We start from the raw sequence: 16,180 nt of genomic DNA, 5'->3' as shown, positions 1-16,180 counted from the left end.
TATATCCTAGGGTGATTTGTTCGAGATGTTTACAAATAGGTTCAGTCGTGCTTGTCTTGACCTTCAACAGCAGAGCCTTGGAAGCCTTGGGATAGGCGTGCGACGAAAGGAATTCCGTATGAAGCGGACGGGCACGGCGTTGGCGGCAATTCTGATGATCGCATCGGGCCTGGTCTCGGCGAGTGCCGCGACATTGCGGGTCGGCATTCAGGACGATCCCGATGCGCTCGACCCGGCACTCAGCGGCACATACTCCGGCCGCTTCGTGTTTGCGGCGCTGTGCGACAAGCTTGTCGATATCTCCCCCGACCTCAAGATCGTGCCGCAGCTGGCGGAGGCATGGGAGTGGTCCGCGGACGGCAAGTCGATCACCTTTACGCTGCGCCAGAACGTCACGTTCCACGATGGCACCGCGTTCGATGCAGCGGCAGTCAAGTTCAATATCGAGCGCATGAAGTCCATGCCGGATTCCAAGCGCAAGGCCGAGCTGGCGCCGGTCGCGAGCGTCGAAGCGCTTGCCGCGGACAAGGTGAAGTTCAACCTGTCGGAGCCGTTCGTGCCGCTGCTTGCCAATCTCAGCGATCGTGCCGGCATGATGGTCTCGCCCAAGGCCGCCACGGAGAAAGCCGGGGAATTTGCAGCCGCGCCGGTCTGTGCCGGTCCGTATCAATTTGCCGAGCGCAAGTCGCGCGACCTCATTCGCGTCAAGAAATATCCCGGCTACTGGAACGCTGCACGAGTCGGCTATGACGAGGTCGTCTACTACTACGTTCCCGACTCGACCGTGCGGTTGTCGCGTGTCCGGGCGGGCGATCTCGATCTCGCGGAGCGTATCGCGCCGACCGATCTCAAGACCGTACGCGACGATCCCAACCTCGCCCTGCATTCCGGCCAGGGACTTGCCGTCTCGCATCTGATGTTCAATGTCGGCGCGGGCGCGAAGGCCGATACGCCACTCGGCAAGAACGCGACGCTGCGTCAGGCCTTTGAGCTGGCGATCGATCGCAATGTCATCAACCGCGTCGCCTTCAACGGCGAGTTCCTGGCGGATAACCAGATGATCCCGCCGTCATCTCCGTTCTACGATAGCGCGCGCAAGGCGCCGGCTCGCGATGTTGCCAAGGCAAAGGCAATGATTGCCGCCGCCGGAATGACTCGCGTGCCGGTCGAGATCCAGTACGAGAATACGGCCGGCGATTCCCGGGTCGCACAGATCATACAGTCGATGGCGGGCGAGGCCGGTTTCGACGTCAAGCTGCTGCCCATGGAAACGACCACGGCCATCGAGCGCTACATGAACGGCAATTTCGAAGCCTATATCGGCAACTGGAGCGGCCGCGCTGACCCGGACCCGACGCTGGTCGCCTTTTTCAGTTGCGCGGGCTCCCAGAACGTCAACAAGTACTGCAACAAGGATCTCGATGCGATCCTGAACCAGGCCCGGGGCGAGGCTGACGAAGCCAAGCGCAAGGCACTCTACGCCAAAGCGACGGACATTTACCTGACGGCGCTCTCGTCGATTCCCCTCCATCACCCGAACTGGTTCTTTGCGGCCCGCAAATCGGTCGGCGGCATCGTCATGGTGCCGGACGGTTTGTTGCGTCTGGTCGGTGTCAGGCCTGTGAATTGATGCGCAACGCCTCGCGCCCGCCGATGCGCTCGCCCTGGTGAGGACCAGTCTGCCCCGATGAAGAGCTTGCTTCTGCGCCGGCTTGCCGTCCTGCTGCCGACCCTGTTGCTGGTGTCCATGATGGTGTTCGGTTTGCAGAAACTGCTGCCCGGCGATCCTGCGCTGGCGCTCGCCGGAGAAGAGCGTAATCCCGAAGTCGTTGAATATCTTCGGCAGAAGTATCGCTTCAATGATCCGATCCCGGTGCAATACGCCGTCTGGCTGAAAGCCCTGGTGCACGGTGACTTCGGCACGTCGGTACGCACCCGATTGCCGATCGGCACCATGCTGGCGGAAAAATTGCCGGTGACCGCTGAGCTCGCGATGCTGTCGATGCTGGTCGCGCTGCTCGTCGGGTTGCCGATCGGGATCTTCGCGGCGCTGGGGCGCGGGACGCCCTTCGACTACGGCGCCAGTCTGTTCGGGCTTGCCGGACTGTCGATCCCGCATTTCTGGCTGGGGATCATGCTGATCCTTCTGTTCTCGGTGAATCTCGGCTGGCTTCCGGCCGGAGGTTTCGTTCCGCCGTCCGAGAGCGTGGGAGGCAACCTGCTTTCGATGCTGATGCCCGCTTTGGTGCTCGGCACGGGCACCGCTGCGATCATGATGCGCCATGTCCGCGGCGCGATGATCGAGGCGATGAAGCAGGACTACGTGCGCACCGCCCGCGCGAAGGGCGTCCGCGAAAGCACCATCGTGCTGCGTCATGCGCTGCCGAACGCGCTGATTCCCGTGGTCACGCTGGGCACACTGCAATTTGGCGAACTGCTGGCCGGCGCGGTGTTGACGGAGCAGGTCTTTTCCATCCCGGGGTTCGGCAAGATGGTCGTCGACGGCGTGTTCAGCCGCGATTATGCCGTGGTTCAGGCGGTCGTGCTCTGCACAGCAGCCGTATTCCTTCTGATGAGCCTGATTGCCGACGTGGCCTATGTGCTGCTCAATCCGAGGCTCAGGTCATGAGCTCGATTGAGACGGTGCCGGTCGCAAGTCAGGCACGCGCCGCCGCTCCTTCGGAAATTCGTCGCCTGTTGCGCGAACCATCCGCCGTCATCGGGGCCACGATCATCCTGTTCTTCGTCGTGCTGGCGGTGTTTGCCTCGTGGATTGCGCCGTACGATCCAAACTCGCCGGACTGGATGGCGATTCGCGCGGCACCCGGTGCGGCACATTGGTTCGGCACCGACGATCTCGGTCGGGACGTGCTGTCGCGCGTGATCTTCGGCACGCAAGCCTCGCTTTCCGCCGGCATCGTCTCCGTGACGGTCGCGGTGCTGATCGGCCTTCCGTTTGGTCTCATGGCCGGCTATTTCGGCGGCCTCACCGACATGGTGATCTCGCGCTTCGCCGATGCGCTGCTCGCTTGCCCCTTTCTGGTGCTGGCGATTGCGCTCGCCGCGTTCCTGGGCCCCAGCCTGCAAAATGCGATGATTGCCATCGGCATTTCCGCCGTGCCGGTGTTCGTTCGTGTCGCGCGTGCCGAGACGCTGGTTGTCTGCACCGAGGATTACATCGCCGCGGCCCGGTCCCAGGGCCTCGGCCATCTCGCCATCCTGACCGGACAGGTGCTGCCGAACGTGCTTGCCCCCACGATTGTGCAGGCGACGCTGACCATGGCGATTGCAGTTCTCGCCGAGGCGAGCCTGGCCTTTCTGGGGCTTGGCCAGCTTCCCCCGGCCCCGTCATGGGGCGCCATGCTTGACGTTGCCAGGCAATTTCTCGGCGAGGCGCCATGGATGGCCTTCTGGCCGGGGCTCGCGATCATTGCGCTCGTCATCGGCTTCAACCTGATGGGTGACGGCCTGAATGATGCCCTCAATCCCAGGCACTAGTGGCTCTGCACAGTGATTTTGACAGGTTGGGTCCGGCGGTCAGATTAGCTCCGGCAGGAGTTTCGGATCAACGAGGACCTCGATGCTGCGAGGCGTCCTTGGCTGCCGTCTGATGAGGCGGGCGCGTTCCAGTGTCAGGACCATCTGGTGAACCGTAGGCGGGCTGACGCGGAAATATTCCTGCATGTCGGTTTCGGCCGGGGGCCTGCGATGCAGCCGGGTATAGAGGTGGATAAAAGCCAGATACTGCCCCTGCGTGGGCGTGAAGGGTTTTGTCGAAGGACTCACGCCGGCCATCCGATTCAGTTGTTCGTGCGTGCCTCGAACGAGGAGGCACGCCATGAATGTACGCTATCGGGTCGAACTCAGCCAAATCGAGCGCACCGAACTGAGGGCACTGCTCAGCGGCGGCAAGCATGCGTCCCGCAAGCTCAAGCGAGCGCAGATTTTGCTGGCCGCCGATGCCGAGACCAGCGACGAGGAGATCGCAAGGAGCGTCGGCGTGAGCGGCTCGACCGTGTACCGGACCAAGCGACGCTTCGTGGAAGGCAATCTGGAGCGGGCGCTGAGCGAAGAGCCGCGTCCCGGGGCGGAGCGCAAACTCACGGGCAAGGAAGAAGCCTTGCTGGTGGCGACAGCCTGCGCCAGTCCGCCAAGGGGCCGTGCCCGCTGGACGCTAAAGCTGCTGGCGGGTGCGATGGTCAAGCTCACCGAACACAAGAGCCTGTCGCACGAGACGGTTCGGCGGCGCCTGGCCGAGAATGCCCTCAAGCCCTGGCGCAAAGACATGTGGTGCATTCCGCAGGTCGACGGCGAATACGTCGCCCGCATGGAGGATGTGCTCGACCTCTATGCCGAGGCACCCGACTCCAGGCGGCCAGTGGTGTGCTTCGACGAAAGCCCGGTGCAACTCATCGGCGAAACGCGTCAGCCCATCCCGGCCAAGCCCGGCAGGCTCGAACGTTACGATTATGAGTATCGTCGCAATGGCACGGTCAATCTCTTCGTTCTCCTCGACGTGCATCGTCCCTGGCGCAAGGTCAAGGTCACCGAGCGGCGAGCGGCAAGGGATTACGCCCAATGCATGCGTGATCTCGTCGACATCCATTATCCCGACGCCGAGATCATCCGGGTCGTCCAGGACAATTTATCGACCCACTCCGCCGGCGCCCTCTATCAGGCGTTCCCGCCCGCCGAAGCCAGGCGGATTTTGCGACGGCTCGAGTTCCACTATACCCCAAAACACGCAAGCTGGCTCAACATGGTCGAGATCGAAATCGGCGTCCTGCGGGGCCAGTGCCTGGATCGCAGGATCGACGACCCTAAGCGACTGCGCCGCGAAATCACCGCCTGGGAACGACAACGAAATGCCGCCCGCTCCCGCATCAAATGGATGTTCACAACAGACAAGGCTCGCGCCAAAATGGCTGGCGCCTACCCCGCCACTTCCAAAGAGTCATAATCTCTGTGACGAGGTACTAGGTGGAAGGCGAGCCTGTTCCGCTGAGGGACTCCGCGGCGTGGCCTAGGGCTGTTTGATTTCAGGCGGCAGACCAAAGCCTGTCTTGTCCGAGCGCTGCAGCGCGCAGATCCGATGACACAGGTCGATGACGTGCTCGTCGTAGACTAGCGTGTATTGGCGCGAGCATTGGGCGCGCCATTGATCTGTATCAAGCCCGCCGCGGGATAGGGGCCGCTAGGCTTCCAGCAGGAGCGCTGCCCGGACACAGGCCTTGAACACTCTTCGCCAGCATCGGTCTATCGACGGAGTCATCCAGCTCGTGATCCGGCTCGGATTGCTGGCGCTGCTGATCCTGTGGACTTTCCTCATCATCCGCCCCTTCGTGCCAATCCTGGCCTGGAGTGCGGTGCTCGCGGTGGCGTTCTATCCAGTCTTCGGCTGGCTTGCCAAGCGCCTCGGGGGCCGCCCGCGCACCGCCGCGTCCATTCTCACGCTGGTTACGCTGGGCATCGTCATTGGTCCTGCGGCCTGGCTCGGCATGAGCGCAGTCGACGGGATCAAGGATCTCGCGGGCCAGATCAGCAGCGGCGATCTCACGCTTACGGAGGCGCCCGAACAGATCAAGAGCTGGCCGCTGATCGGCACCCAGCTCTACGATCTCTGGACCCAGGCCAACAGCAATATTCGCGCGGCGCTGAGCGAGGTGATGCCGTATCTGAAACCGCTTGCCGGGATCATGCTGTCGCTCGCCGGTGATGCCGGTGTCGGCACGCTCCAGTTCCTGCTGTCGGTATTCGTCGCCGGCTTCCTCTTTCCCTACGGTCCGCAGCTCGTCGACGCGGTGCGCGGCTTCCTGTTCCGGGTCGTACCGGAGCAGAGCGAGCATTTTCTGGAGCTCGCCGGCGCGACCATCCGCGCGGTGTCGCAGGGCATCATCGGTGTCGCAATCGTGCAGTCGCTGTTGGCCGGCATCGGCTTCAAGCTCGCAGGCGCCCCGAGTGCCGGCCTGCTGGCATTCCTCGTCCTGTTGCTGTCGATCGTGCAGATCGGCCCCTTCCTCGTTCTCTTCCCCGTGGTCGTCTGGATCTGGATGGACAAGGACGTGACCACCGCGGTGCTCCTGACCGTCTTCCTCGGCGCCGTCGGCATCCTCGACAACATCCTGAAACCCATCGTCATGGGGCGCGGCCTGACCACGCCGACGATCGTGATCCTGATCGGGGTGATCGGCGGAACGCTCGCGCACGGAATCATCGGCCTCTTCATCGGGCCGATCATCCTGTCGGTCGCCTGGGAACTCGCGGCGGCCTGGATCCGGAACGACCGCGCCGCTGCGCCGAAAAGGCCGGAAGAGACCTGAATCTCCGCACGCATCACCTTTGACCTAAGTCAATCCTCTCGACTCCCGATGCGCCCTGATTGGGCGTAGGCAGATCTGACCTCAGGCATGTCGATGGCCCATCAAACGTCGCAGCGGGATTGCGCATTCGGGCAAACGTCCCCGGCGATGACGGCTGTCGACTGACCGCCATGGATGCGATCCTTGCCATCGATGCGAATGCAGGAAGCGTGAACTTCCAGCTCTTCTCCGTACGAGGCGAGGGGAGGCTGGAACGGCAAATCAAGGGACGGCTTGACGGGCTCGGCCGCCATCCGCGCCTCAGGGCGAGCAGAGCGAACGGCGATCCGTTGGCGCACCGCACCTATCAGAACGACGACGTCGATGACATCCCGGCGGCATGCGCGGTTGTCGATAGCTGGCTGCGGGACGAATTGGGAATCCAGCCGCTGGCCGTGGGACATCGCGTCGCTCAGGGAGGACCGGATGACGCCCGACCGGCCCTGATCGATGATGTCGTGATGGCGCGTCTGGAGCGGCTGATTGCACTCGCGCCGCTGCTTCAACCGTATAATCTTGCGCCAATCCGTATCATGCAGGCCAATCATCCGGCGCTACCGCAAGTCGCCTGCTTCGATACTGCATTCCATCTTGGCAAGGTCGTGGAGAACGGCAGCTATCCTATTGCGCATCAACTCTGCGCAGGTGACGTAAGGCGTTACGGGGCTCACGGTCTTTGCTACGAGTCGATCGCACGAGCTCTGACGCTTGAGGCCCCCGAGATTGCCGCGCGCCGCGTGATCGTTGCGTGCCTCGATGACACCAGCTCGATGTGCGCGCTGAAGGAAGGCCGCAGCGTCGAAAGCACGAATGGATTCTATGCCTTTGGCGCATCGCCGTCGGACCATTCCGCAGGTGAAATCGATCCCGGCGACGCATTTCTGTTCACCAATCCGGGTGACGACGGTGCGGCGGCTCGTTTTCTGCGAGCAGAACAGGCCGTCGAGCACCTCGCCTACTGCGCCGGCCTCAACGCCGGCCTGCTCGCGGCCGCGCTGGAGGGGCTTGACGCCTTTGTTTTCACCGGCGCGATCGGCCAAGGCTCGACCGCGATCCGCGCGCGCATCGCCGAAAGGCTGAGCTGGCTCGGTGCTATACTGGATGTTAAGGCCAACGCCCATAACGCACGGCTGATCTCGCGCCGCGATAGTCGTATCCCTCTCTACGTGCTCCCGTCCGACGATGAATTGACCATCGCGCGGCACACGTTGGCGCTCTTGTTGAACGGGCCGTCGCCACGTTGAGGCAGCTTCCCGGAAAGCTGAAAAGGATTGGCGGCGCTCGATGCTTCTTCAATTCCTCGTCGGTACGCTGGTCAGCGTGATCAATATCGGAATCCATGCGCTGGTGACCATCGTCGCCGTCGGGATCGCCCGCGGCGCGGGCTTGCGGCAAACCAGGAGACCAAGAGCGCATCTGATGGGTGTCATGGTCGCGACAGCCGTGGTGTTGCAGGTCGCGCATACGCTGGAGGTTCTGGTGTGGGCTCTGATGTATGAAGTCGTTCAGGCCGCCGCACCGGGCAGTGATGCGCTCTATTTCGCCTTCGTCAACTACACCACGCTCGGCTACGGCGATATCACGCCGGTGCGCGAATGGCGCCTCATCGGCCCGTTGACGGCTATGAATGGTGTCCTGCTGTTCGGCTGGTCGGCCGCCATCCTGTTCGAGGTCTTGCGCAAGACTCTCGAGCACCTCGGCGTAACCCAGGCGCCTGGCCTTAAATGATCCTGATACCGATGGAGGCCTCGGCCAGAGCCGAGCTCACCCCAGGAAAAGGATCATGGCCGTGAACGCCACCGGCAGCGTCCCGAACAAAACGACTGCGATCCGAAATGCGGTCTCGTTCCACATCGGAAGAGGCTAGCATCGGACGGTACCGGTGTGATGTGCAGTTTGTGCCATTCGCCGGTGTCGGCCCGCTCAAGGCTGCAGGTCGAGGCTTGCAAGCTGGTGCCGATCCAGCAGCACGATCTGACGCTGGGTGTTGCCGACGAAGCCGAGGGCGCCGAGCTCATGGAGCCGTGACAGCGCGCGGGATACCGTCTCCAGCGTCAGGCCGAGGTAATCGGCGATATCGCGCCGCGACATCGGCAGCGCCATGACGCCGGACGCCGTCAACCGCCCGTCCATCTCGAGCAGGAACGCTGCGACCCGCTCCAGCGAGGTCTTGCGTCCCAGCAACAGCATGTGGTCCTCCGCATGCTGGAGGTTGTTCGTGGTCATGCTGAGCAGGTTTCTGGCGACCATCGCATCGCTTTCGGCCACCATTTCGAGGCTTTGCCGTCTGACCAGGCGCACCGTGGTGTCGACGATCGCTTCCGTGGTGAAGCGGTGCTCGTTGCCGTTCTCCAGGCCAAAAATGTCGCCGGCGAGGTGAAAGGCGCCAATCTGCCTGCGGCCGTCCGACAGCAGCTTGTAGCTTCGCACCGCACCGGACGTCACCTGATAGACATATTCGGCGGGCTCTCTCTCCCCGTAGATTTCGCTGCCCTTTTTATAGGTAAATTGGCTTAAACTGACGAGCGCATTTGAATCGCTGGTCATGCCGAGGTCACGAAGGGAGTTGGGACGCGGCGTCGAATCCGCTGCAATGCGAACGAACATAGGCCAACTCCTCAGCTCATCGCCGAATTGGTCTGTCGGACGAAAACTCTCGCCGCTGGGAATGCGCCGCGCCGTCCCACTCCCGTCGAAGTTGATTTACGACTAAGGCGGCATTCTCATCCATTGTCCCAAGGTTCATTGTACCAAGGGACAGCGTGGACGCCTGTTGGGAGGTTGTTGCGCGGATTGAGAAGCTGTCGGAATTCAGCAAGAGGTGATGCGTGCCCGGCCTTGTTCACGTGGTGGACGACGACGATTCCTTCCGGACGGCGATCGCGCGCCGGTTGAAGCTCGCGGGCTACGACGTTGCGACCTACGCATCGGCGCAGGATTTGCTGGATGCGTCGCCTGATGACGCACAACCGGGATGCATCCTGCTCGACGTGTGGATACCGGGGCTGAGCGGCCCCGACTTGCAGACCCGCTTGGTCGCGTCGGGCTCGACGCTGCCAATCATATTCCTGACCGGACACGCCGACACGCCAACCACGGTGCAGGCCATCAAGGCCGGCGCGGAGGATTTCCTGACCAAGCCGGTATCCTCCGAGCAGTTGATCGCTGCGATTGAGCGCGCGATGGTGCGCCAGCACACCGCGCAGGCGCATCGCGGAAGGCTCGAGACCTTCCGCATTCACCTCGCCGCATTGACGCATCGCGAGCGTCAGGTGTTCGATCTCATCGTCCGCGGCAGGATCAACAAGCAGATCGCGCATGAGCTTGGAACCACCGAGCGCACCGTGAAGGCGCACCGCCACCAGGTGATGGAGAAGATGCAGGTTCGTTCGCTGGCGGAGCTCGTTTCGATCGCGGAACGGCTTGGAATGCTCGATACGAGCGACGATTAGCTGATTTGTCGTCACGGCACAGTTCCCGCGGTGTGACTTCCCCAAGAGACAATATGAAATTCGTTGGTGCGGTGCTGCCATGCACGGCGGCGAATGCGGCGCTTTGCCTGACACGCAAGTAGACCAGGCGAATATGGCGCCGGCGCCGCCGTGATCAGTCATTCGTCTCGAAGGGGCACTTCCTTGCCAGAGCGTGACTCTGTTTTTGTCGTCGATGACGATCCGTCCATCCGGACCAGCGTGAACAGACTGCTCCGCGAGCATGGCTTTGCCGCGACGCTCTTCGACTCTGCTGGAGCCTTGCTCCATCACGGCAGCTTCGACAAGGCGATCTGCATCGTTCTCGATATCGACCTGAACGGAAGGTCCGGCATCGACCTGCGCCGGCAACTGGCCGAGGAGGGTGTCACCGCACCGGTGATCTACATCACCGGAAATGACAGCTCGGCGAACCGCGCGGCGGCGGTCGCGTCCGGATGCATTGCCTATCTGGTCAAGCCATTTACGGCGCAGTCCCTGATCGAGTCGGTGGCGCGTGCGTCGGCTGCGTAACGCAGCATGGCCGCTCATTCGTCGACATATTGCTCCAGCGTCCTGGCCGGTGCGCCCTTGTGGACGGACGCGAACTGCGCCAGCGGCACCGAGGTCGTCAATGCCAGAAGGTTTGAATCGACGACCTCGAGGGCAAGTGTCTTCCCTGACTCCATCTCCTTGATGATCGCGGGAGGCGCGACGTCGGCCGCAATGCAGGCGTTGGTCAGGCACCAGCTGTAAGGGATGCGGAGGGGGCTGCCCTGGTCGACGGTCAGCTTCGCCGGCTGTTGCAGGTACATGCCGACGGGCACGAAGAGTTGCAGCCGTGCCGAGGGAGTGCCTTCGCGCTCGATCAGGTCCACGCGCACGGCCGTCTGGCCGGTTGGAAACTTGCCGGTGATTGAGGTCCGGCACAACGTCGGCGCACCGCCTGCCTTGAAGCAGAGCTTCTGCCAGTCTCCGTAGACGATGTCCTTTGCCTCGCGTTGGCCGCGCGTCGCGACCTCGGCGGGTTTATCGGCCTGCGCGGATTTAGGCGCGGCGATGCCGGCACATGTCGCGCTTCCGGCGACCGCGACGACCAGCAGGCCGGAGAGACAATTGCGGGGACTTGGCATGATGTGCCTCCGAACCTGAATTTTATTTCTGCGGGTCGAGGAAGTTCGCCACTAGCGGCGACCACAGCGGGATCGCGTCCGGCGAGCCGATGAAGAAATGGCCCTCGCCGCCGAAGGGCGGCATCAGATGATACTCGGCCCTGCCGCCGGCCGCGGTGAAGGCCTCATGCATGCGCTTCGACAGGTCGGGGCCGAAAAACGTGTCGTTCTCGATGTAGATCCACAGCATCGGCACCCGCGACGTGCTGCCGAAATCCGCGGTCGCCTCGACCAGCTTGTCGGGTGCACAATTGTTGTTCGGCTTGCCGCCGACCCGCCCGCCGCGGCCGGCGGCGAAGGTGATGATGGCCTTCACCTGTGGTGGGTTCACACTGGACAAGGCGATGGAAGCCCAGCCTCCGGCGGACTGGCCGACCACGATCACGTCCTTTGGAATGATGCGTCTCTCGGCGGCCATGTAGTCGATGATCCAGAGATCGACCTTGGCGACTGCGAGGCCCGCATCATGGAAGTTGGGGTTCGTGCACTTTCCGACCTTGGAAAAGAATGGCCCATAGAGCGCGCGCTCGGGAATGTCGATGGCGGCTGCGCCATATCCGGTGCCGACCGGCGCCACGACGAAATAGCCGCGTTTGGCGAACCACTTCGCTGCATCGCGGAATTCCACCAGCGGAAAGAAGCCGCGATCGACCGGCTTGAGCGACACGCCGTGGTTCATGATCGCGAGCGGGAAGGGGCCGTCGCCGACGGGCCGCACCACATAGGCGAACATCGGAAGCGGCAGCGGCAGCGCCCAGATCTCCTCCTGGATGCGGACATTGTCCTCGGCGCGCACCGGCAGGACGAAGGCGGCGAGGGTAAGTAGAGCCATCACGAACGGTCGGATGATTGCGGCCAATTGCCTGCGCATCGTCGCCTCCGTCAGCCGGTGTAGGTGAGGGCCACGATAATCGGGCCGAGTACGGTCAGGACGACATTGCCGACGGCGTAGGGCACGGCGACGCCGAGCACCGGCGTCTGGCTCTCGGCGACGTCGCAGGCTCCGGTCACCGCAGCATCGACGGTCATGGCGCCCGCCAGCGCACCGCAGGTGATGACCGGATTCATGTGCACCACATAGCGCGCAAACAGCGTCGCGACGATCAGCGGCACCAGCGTGACGACCAGGCCCATTCCGACCAGCAACACCCCGTGGGCCTGGATCGCAGTCCAGGCCGCGGCTCCGTTGCCGAGACCGATGGCGGCGATGAAGCCGCCGAGCCCGAGATCGCTCAGCGTCTGCTGCGCGGCGGGCGGCAAAGCGCCGATAGTCGGCCGGCGCGACCGTAGCCAGCCGCAGACGAGGCCCGTGATCAGCGCGCCGCCGCCGCCGCCCAGGGTCAGCGGAATACCGCCGACCTTGAAGCTGATGAGGCCTGCGAGCAGGCCCGCCGCGATACCGGTTGCGAGAAAAGCGATGTCGGCGCGGTCGCCGGAGCGCAAGATCTGTCCGACTTTCGTGGCGGCGCGCTCGATGTTGCGGGTGCTGCCGACGAGCGTCATGACGTCGCCCACATAGACGCGGGTATCCGGGCCCAGGGGGACCTCGCGGCTCATCCGGGTCAGCGTGCGGAGATAGACGCCGCGTGCGTCGTTGCCGACGCGTTCGGCGATCTCCTTGATCGACCGGCCATGGAGATCGCGGCTGTCGACGAGGACGTTGATCACGTTGCCCGGAATAGCCTTCAGAATCTCGTCGGCATCGATCTCCTTGCCGATGACCGGCTTTGCAGCGACGAGGGACGCCGTTCGCCCGGCAATGACGATGTCGTCGCCCGATTCGAGAATGGTGTCGAGGCGCGGCTCAACGTCGGCTCCATCCCGCACTATTCGCTCGACGACAGTGCGGCTGCCGATTTCCTCTTCGATATATTTGACCGTGCGTCCCGCGGCGGTCGAGACCCGATAGGCGCGCGCTTGGAATTTCCGATAATGGAGATTTTCGTTCTGTGGCGGATTGCCGCCGGAAAGCTCCGCCTCCAGTTTCGCCGCCTCCTCCTTCAAATCGACCCCCATCAGCTTCGGCGCGACAAACGGCACGTACAGGAGTGTGAGGATGTAGCCGAGGACGTAAGTGACGGCGTAGCCGGCGGCGATGTTCGCCTCCTGCTGCTTAAAGGCGTCGTTGGGCAGGCCGAGTTGCGCCAGCGCGCCAGAGGCGGTGCCGATGATGGAGGATTGTGTCAGCCCACCGGCGGCAAGTCCCGAGGCCGTGCCCGGATCGAGCTTGAACGTGAAGGCGAATATCAGGACGAGGATCAGACCCGTGCCGCCGAGCACGAGCGCCATGACGACCTGCGCCAGAGTGCGGATGCTGAGGGACGCGAAGAACTCTGGGCCGGACCGGTAGCCGATCGTGAACACGAACAGACTGAACAGAATCACGCGCAGCAGCGAGGGGAACGTAAAGGTCCCGAGCTGGCCGATGAGCACGGCGACGACCAGGATACAGGCCGTCGTTCCGATCGAGAAGCCGCGAATCTTGACGCGACCAAGCACCGTACCAATCGCAATGGCGAGCAGCAGGAAGATCTCCGGAGCCGTGGAGATGATCCACCTAACGGTGCCCATGGCGCATGCCCTCCAGCAATTTCCGCCGAATCTGGTTCGTGGAACCAGGCGACGCTTGATCCAGATCAATCCTCCCCAAGGCAAGCTGTCGCCTATGGACCCATGCAGGAGTTAGGAGAGCCGATGTTTCGGACATGAGCACGATGGATATCGCCGCTGCTTCGTCGATACGCCGCGACGAGACGGTGCAAATTGCGTTGTTGCTCGCCTTCGCCGGCGGCTATCTCGATGCCTACACCTGGATCATCCACGGCGTGATGGCCAACGCGCAGACGGCCAATCTGGTTCTGCTTTGGGTCTATGGTTCGATCGGCAACTGGCCGGAAGCGCTGCATTTTGTCCCGCCGATCCTCGCATTCGCGGTCGGTATCGTGGTCGCAGCGTGGCTTCGCCGGGCGACCGGAGACCGTGCCAGCGCCATCAGCACGTTGATCGAAATACTGCTGCTGATTGCCATCGGCATCTTGCACAATCGCCTGCCGGACCTCGCCGGCACGCTGGGCATCTCGTTCGTCGCCGCCATGCAGACCGCGGTCTTCACCAAGGTCGAAGGTGTGGCCTACAGCTCGGTGATGATTACCGGCAACATGCGGCACGCGATTGAGAGCGTGTTCGCCGCAGTCTCAGGAGGCGGTTCGTTTCGGCGCCCCGGCATTTTTGCCGCACTATGCGGCACTTTCGGCTTTGGAGCCGCCGTCGGCGCCTTCGCGACCAAGCAGATTCCAAATCTGGCGCTTGGTGTCCCCGTGATCGCTCTCCTGATCGTGCTGCTGGGCTGCGAAGCAAACCGCGCCGAGGCCCGCACATGAACACGTTCGGGCCGATATCGCGATTCTTTCCGCCCGCGACCTGGCTTGCGGACTATCGCAGCGCCTGGCTGCGTCCGGATGCCATCGCCGGCATCACGCTCGCGGCCTACGCCATTCCGGTGTCGCTCGCCTACGCGACGCTGGCCGGATTGCCGCCGCAGATCGGCATCTATGGCTATATGCTTGGTGGGATCGGCTACGCGCTGCTCGGGTCGTCGCGCCAGCTTGCGGTCGGTCCGACCTCCGCGATCTCGCTGATGATTGCGGCCACAGTCGGGGCGCTGGCCGGCGGAGACGCGGCGAAATATGCCGAGATCGCGAGCCTTGCCGCCTGCGCGGTGGCGCTGTTGTGCCTGATCTCCTGGCTGTTCAAGCTCAGCATTCTCGTTCGCCTGGTCAGCGACAGCATATTGGTCGGTTTCAAGGCCGGCGCCGGGCTCACCATCATCATGAGCCAATTGCCGAGCCTGTTCGGCGTCGCCGGAGGCGGTCACAATTTCTTCGATCGCGCCATCAAGCTCAGTGGTCAGCTCGGCGACACGAAGCCGCTCGTTCTGGCGATCGGGGCGATCGCGCTGGTGCTCCTGCTGCTCGGAGAACGGCGTCTGCCGGGAAAGCCGGTCGGACTCACGATCATGGCGCTGTCGATCGTGTTTGCGACGCTGCTTGGCCTTGCGTCCCTCGGGGTGCCGGTCACCGGGACGATCCCCGAAGGGTTGCCGGCGATCGGAATACCCAGGTTTGGTCTGCTTGAGCCCGACGAACTCTTTCCGCTGGCCGCGGGATGCGTGCTGCTGGCCTATATTGAAGGTGTGTCTGCGGCCCGCAGCTTTGCCGCCAAGCATGGCTATGCCCTTGATGTCCGGCAGGAGTTTTTGGGCCTGGGGGCAGCGAATCTCGTCGCCGCATTCGGCCACGGCTATCCCGTCGCCGGCGGCCTGTCGCAATCCGCCGTCAACGACAATGCGGGCGCGCGCACCCCCCTGGCGCTGGTGATCTGCTCGGCGACGCTCGCACTGTGCCTGCTGTTCTTCACGGGGTTGTTGACGAATCTGCCCAAGGCCGTGCTGGCGGCTATCGTTTTTGCGGCCGTCTACAGGCTGGTGGACATCCGCGCGCTGTTGCGGATGTGGCGCGTCAGCCGGTTCGATTTCTATGCGGCGGCGATTGCGCTCGTGTCCGTGCTGCTCCTTGGGATCCTGCAAGGCGTCCTGCTCGCGGCCATCGCGTCGATCGTCCTGCTGCTGGCACGCGCCTCACGTCCGAATGTCGCGTTCCTCGGACGGCTGCCCGGGACCGGCCGCTACTCCGACAACGCGAGGCACGAGGGTGTCGAGCCGCTCGTCGGCGTCATCGCCTTTCGACCCGAAGCTTCGTTGCTTTACATCAACGCCGAAACGATCCTGGAGTCGGTGCTGGATGCCTTGCTGAGATCGGTCGATATCAGGCTGGTGATTTGCGACCTCTCCGCATCGCCTTACATCGATCTGGCCGGCGCGGGCATGTTGCGCGACCTTTACGATGAGCTCGCCTCCCGGCATGTCGCCTTCTGCATCGTCGGTGCGCATGCGCAGCTGCGCGATCTGTTGCGGGCGGAGGGACTGGCGGAGAAGACTGACAGCGGCGACTGGCTGCGGTCGCTGGACAGCGTTCTTGGCGATGCCCAGCCCAACGATGCCCGAGGAACGGTCTGATCTCTCCGCTGCCCTCCAATCGGTCGGCGACGGCCTATTGCGTTGCGAAGAGGCGTCACGGCCGTGCTCCCCGCCCCGGCATATCGCGCGACCGTTGACTTGGAT

General features: G+C 63.3%; 15 protein-coding genes. 11 read left to right on the top strand and 4 right to left on the bottom strand.

Going from position 1 to position 16,180, the window contains the following annotated elements; all coding sequences use genetic code 11:
* Window positions 1–118: 118 nt before the first annotated feature.
* The 7 genes from AB7245_RS32970 to AB7245_RS32940 all read left to right on the top strand — a co-directional run bounded on the left by AB7245_RS32970 (window position 119) and on the right by AB7245_RS32940 (window position 8,087).
* Window positions 119–1,630 carry an ABC transporter substrate-binding protein gene (locus AB7245_RS32970; protein WP_063981847.1) on the top strand — a complete coding sequence of 504 codons (1,512 nt, stop codon included), beginning with the start codon at window positions 119–121 and terminating at the stop codon, window positions 1,628–1,630.
* A gap of 57 nt (window positions 1,631–1,687) precedes the next feature.
* Window positions 1,688–2,629: an ABC transporter permease gene (locus AB7245_RS32965; RefSeq protein ID WP_028149199.1), complete on the top strand. Its 942-nt coding sequence runs from the start codon at window positions 1,688–1,690 to the stop codon at window positions 2,627–2,629.
* A complete protein-coding gene (locus AB7245_RS32960; protein ID WP_063981848.1) occupies window positions 2,626–3,498 on the top strand; it encodes an ABC transporter permease in 873 nt (290 codons plus the stop codon). Before AB7245_RS32965 ends, AB7245_RS32960 begins: the two co-directional genes overlap by 4 nt.
* A gap of 340 nt (window positions 3,499–3,838) precedes the next feature.
* Window positions 3,839–4,960, top strand: coding sequence for an IS630 family transposase (locus tag AB7245_RS32955; RefSeq protein ID WP_063981152.1), 1,122 nt, complete (start codon window positions 3,839–3,841; stop codon window positions 4,958–4,960).
* 271 nt (window positions 4,961–5,231) lie between these two features.
* Window positions 5,232–6,320, top strand: coding sequence for an AI-2E family transporter (locus AB7245_RS32950; protein WP_063981849.1), 1,089 nt, complete (start codon window positions 5,232–5,234; stop codon window positions 6,318–6,320).
* A gap of 170 nt (window positions 6,321–6,490) precedes the next feature.
* Complete coding sequence (locus AB7245_RS32945; RefSeq protein ID WP_354102852.1) at window positions 6,491–7,603, top strand: acetate kinase; 1,113 nt, start codon at window positions 6,491–6,493, stop codon at window positions 7,601–7,603.
* 40 nt (window positions 7,604–7,643) lie between these two features.
* Complete coding sequence (locus AB7245_RS32940; protein WP_063981851.1) at window positions 7,644–8,087, top strand: potassium channel family protein; 444 nt, start codon at window positions 7,644–7,646, stop codon at window positions 8,085–8,087.
* A gap of 195 nt (window positions 8,088–8,282) precedes the next feature.
* Here the strand turns inward: AB7245_RS32940 and AB7245_RS32935 are convergent, their stop codons facing one another.
* Entirely contained in the window at window positions 8,283–8,966 is a 684-nt protein-coding gene (locus AB7245_RS32935; RefSeq protein WP_063981852.1) for a helix-turn-helix domain-containing protein, read from the bottom strand.
* Window positions 8,967–9,187: 221 nt separating this feature from the next.
* Here AB7245_RS32935 and AB7245_RS32930 point away from each other — a divergent pair, with 221 nt between their 5' ends.
* Window positions 9,188–9,811: a response regulator transcription factor gene (locus tag AB7245_RS32930; RefSeq protein WP_063981853.1), complete on the top strand. Its 624-nt coding sequence runs from the start codon at window positions 9,188–9,190 to the stop codon at window positions 9,809–9,811.
* 183 nt (window positions 9,812–9,994) lie between these two features.
* Entirely contained in the window at window positions 9,995–10,363 is a 369-nt protein-coding gene (locus AB7245_RS32925) for a response regulator transcription factor (RefSeq protein WP_063981854.1), read from the top strand.
* A gap of 14 nt (window positions 10,364–10,377) precedes the next feature.
* Here AB7245_RS32925 and AB7245_RS32920 read toward each other — a convergent pair whose 3' ends face one another.
* Genes AB7245_RS32920 through AB7245_RS32910 form a run of 3 tightly spaced genes read right to left on the bottom strand, consistent with a single transcriptional unit; the run spans window position 10,378 to window position 13,572 of the window.
* Window positions 10,378–10,962 (bottom strand): invasion associated locus B family protein, encoded by a 585-nt coding sequence (locus tag AB7245_RS32920; RefSeq protein ID WP_063981855.1) that lies wholly within the window; start codon window positions 10,960–10,962, stop codon window positions 10,378–10,380.
* 22 nt (window positions 10,963–10,984) lie between these two features.
* Window positions 10,985–11,872, bottom strand: a complete 888-nt coding sequence (locus AB7245_RS32915; protein ID WP_436855603.1) for an alpha/beta hydrolase family protein — start codon at window positions 11,870–11,872, stop codon at window positions 10,985–10,987.
* 11 nt (window positions 11,873–11,883) lie between these two features.
* Complete coding sequence (locus AB7245_RS32910) at window positions 11,884–13,572, bottom strand: aspartate:alanine exchanger family transporter (protein WP_063981857.1); 1,689 nt, start codon at window positions 13,570–13,572, stop codon at window positions 11,884–11,886.
* A gap of 134 nt (window positions 13,573–13,706) precedes the next feature.
* Between AB7245_RS32910 and AB7245_RS32905 the strand changes: the two genes are divergently transcribed.
* Window positions 13,707–14,381 carry a YoaK family protein gene (locus AB7245_RS32905; RefSeq protein WP_063981858.1) on the top strand — a complete coding sequence of 225 codons (675 nt, stop codon included), beginning with the start codon at window positions 13,707–13,709 and terminating at the stop codon, window positions 14,379–14,381.
* Window positions 14,378–16,075, top strand: a complete 1,698-nt coding sequence (locus AB7245_RS32900; RefSeq protein ID WP_063981859.1) for a SulP family inorganic anion transporter — start codon at window positions 14,378–14,380, stop codon at window positions 16,073–16,075. The genes AB7245_RS32905 and AB7245_RS32900 overlap by 4 nt, the downstream gene beginning before the upstream one ends.
* Window positions 16,076–16,180: the final 105 nt, after the last annotated feature.

Origin of the sequence: Bradyrhizobium sp. 604_D8_N2_3 (assembly GCF_051810765.1) — a bacterium.
GTDB lineage: Bacteria > Pseudomonadota > Alphaproteobacteria > Rhizobiales > Xanthobacteraceae > Bradyrhizobium > Bradyrhizobium barranii.
The sequence above is the reverse complement of the archived record's forward strand: the minus strand, read 5'-3'. Positions and strand labels throughout refer to the sequence as shown.

Bases quoted from the DNA above. Each gene is read 5' to 3' on its own strand.
- AB7245_RS32940 (WP_063981851.1), top strand. From the start codon at position 7,644: ATGCTTCTTCAATTCCTCGTCGGTACGCTGGTCAGCGTGATCAATATC.
- AB7245_RS32955 (WP_063981152.1), top strand. From the start codon at position 3,839: ATGAATGTACGCTATCGGGTCGAACTCAGCCAAATCGAGCGCACCGAA.
- AB7245_RS32970 (WP_063981847.1), top strand. From the start codon at position 119: ATGAAGCGGACGGGCACGGCGTTGGCGGCAATTCTGATGATCGCATCG.
- AB7245_RS32960 (WP_063981848.1), top strand. From the start codon at position 2,626: ATGAGCTCGATTGAGACGGTGCCGGTCGCAAGTCAGGCACGCGCCGCC.
- AB7245_RS32945 (WP_354102852.1), top strand. From the start codon at position 6,491: ATGGATGCGATCCTTGCCATCGATGCGAATGCAGGAAGCGTGAACTTC.
- AB7245_RS32935 (WP_063981852.1), bottom strand. From the start codon at position 8,966: ATGTTCGTTCGCATTGCAGCGGATTCGACGCCGCGTCCCAACTCCCTT.
- AB7245_RS32965 (WP_028149199.1), top strand. From the start codon at position 1,688: ATGAAGAGCTTGCTTCTGCGCCGGCTTGCCGTCCTGCTGCCGACCCTG.
- AB7245_RS32900 (WP_063981859.1), top strand. From the start codon at position 14,378: ATGAACACGTTCGGGCCGATATCGCGATTCTTTCCGCCCGCGACCTGG.
- AB7245_RS32920 (WP_063981855.1), bottom strand. From the start codon at position 10,962: ATGCCAAGTCCCCGCAATTGTCTCTCCGGCCTGCTGGTCGTCGCGGTC.
- AB7245_RS32915 (WP_436855603.1), bottom strand. From the start codon at position 11,872: ATGCGCAGGCAATTGGCCGCAATCATCCGACCGTTCGTGATGGCTCTA.
- AB7245_RS32905 (WP_063981858.1), top strand. From the start codon at position 13,707: ATGAGCACGATGGATATCGCCGCTGCTTCGTCGATACGCCGCGACGAG.
- AB7245_RS32910 (WP_063981857.1), bottom strand. From the start codon at position 13,572: ATGGGCACCGTTAGGTGGATCATCTCCACGGCTCCGGAGATCTTCCTG.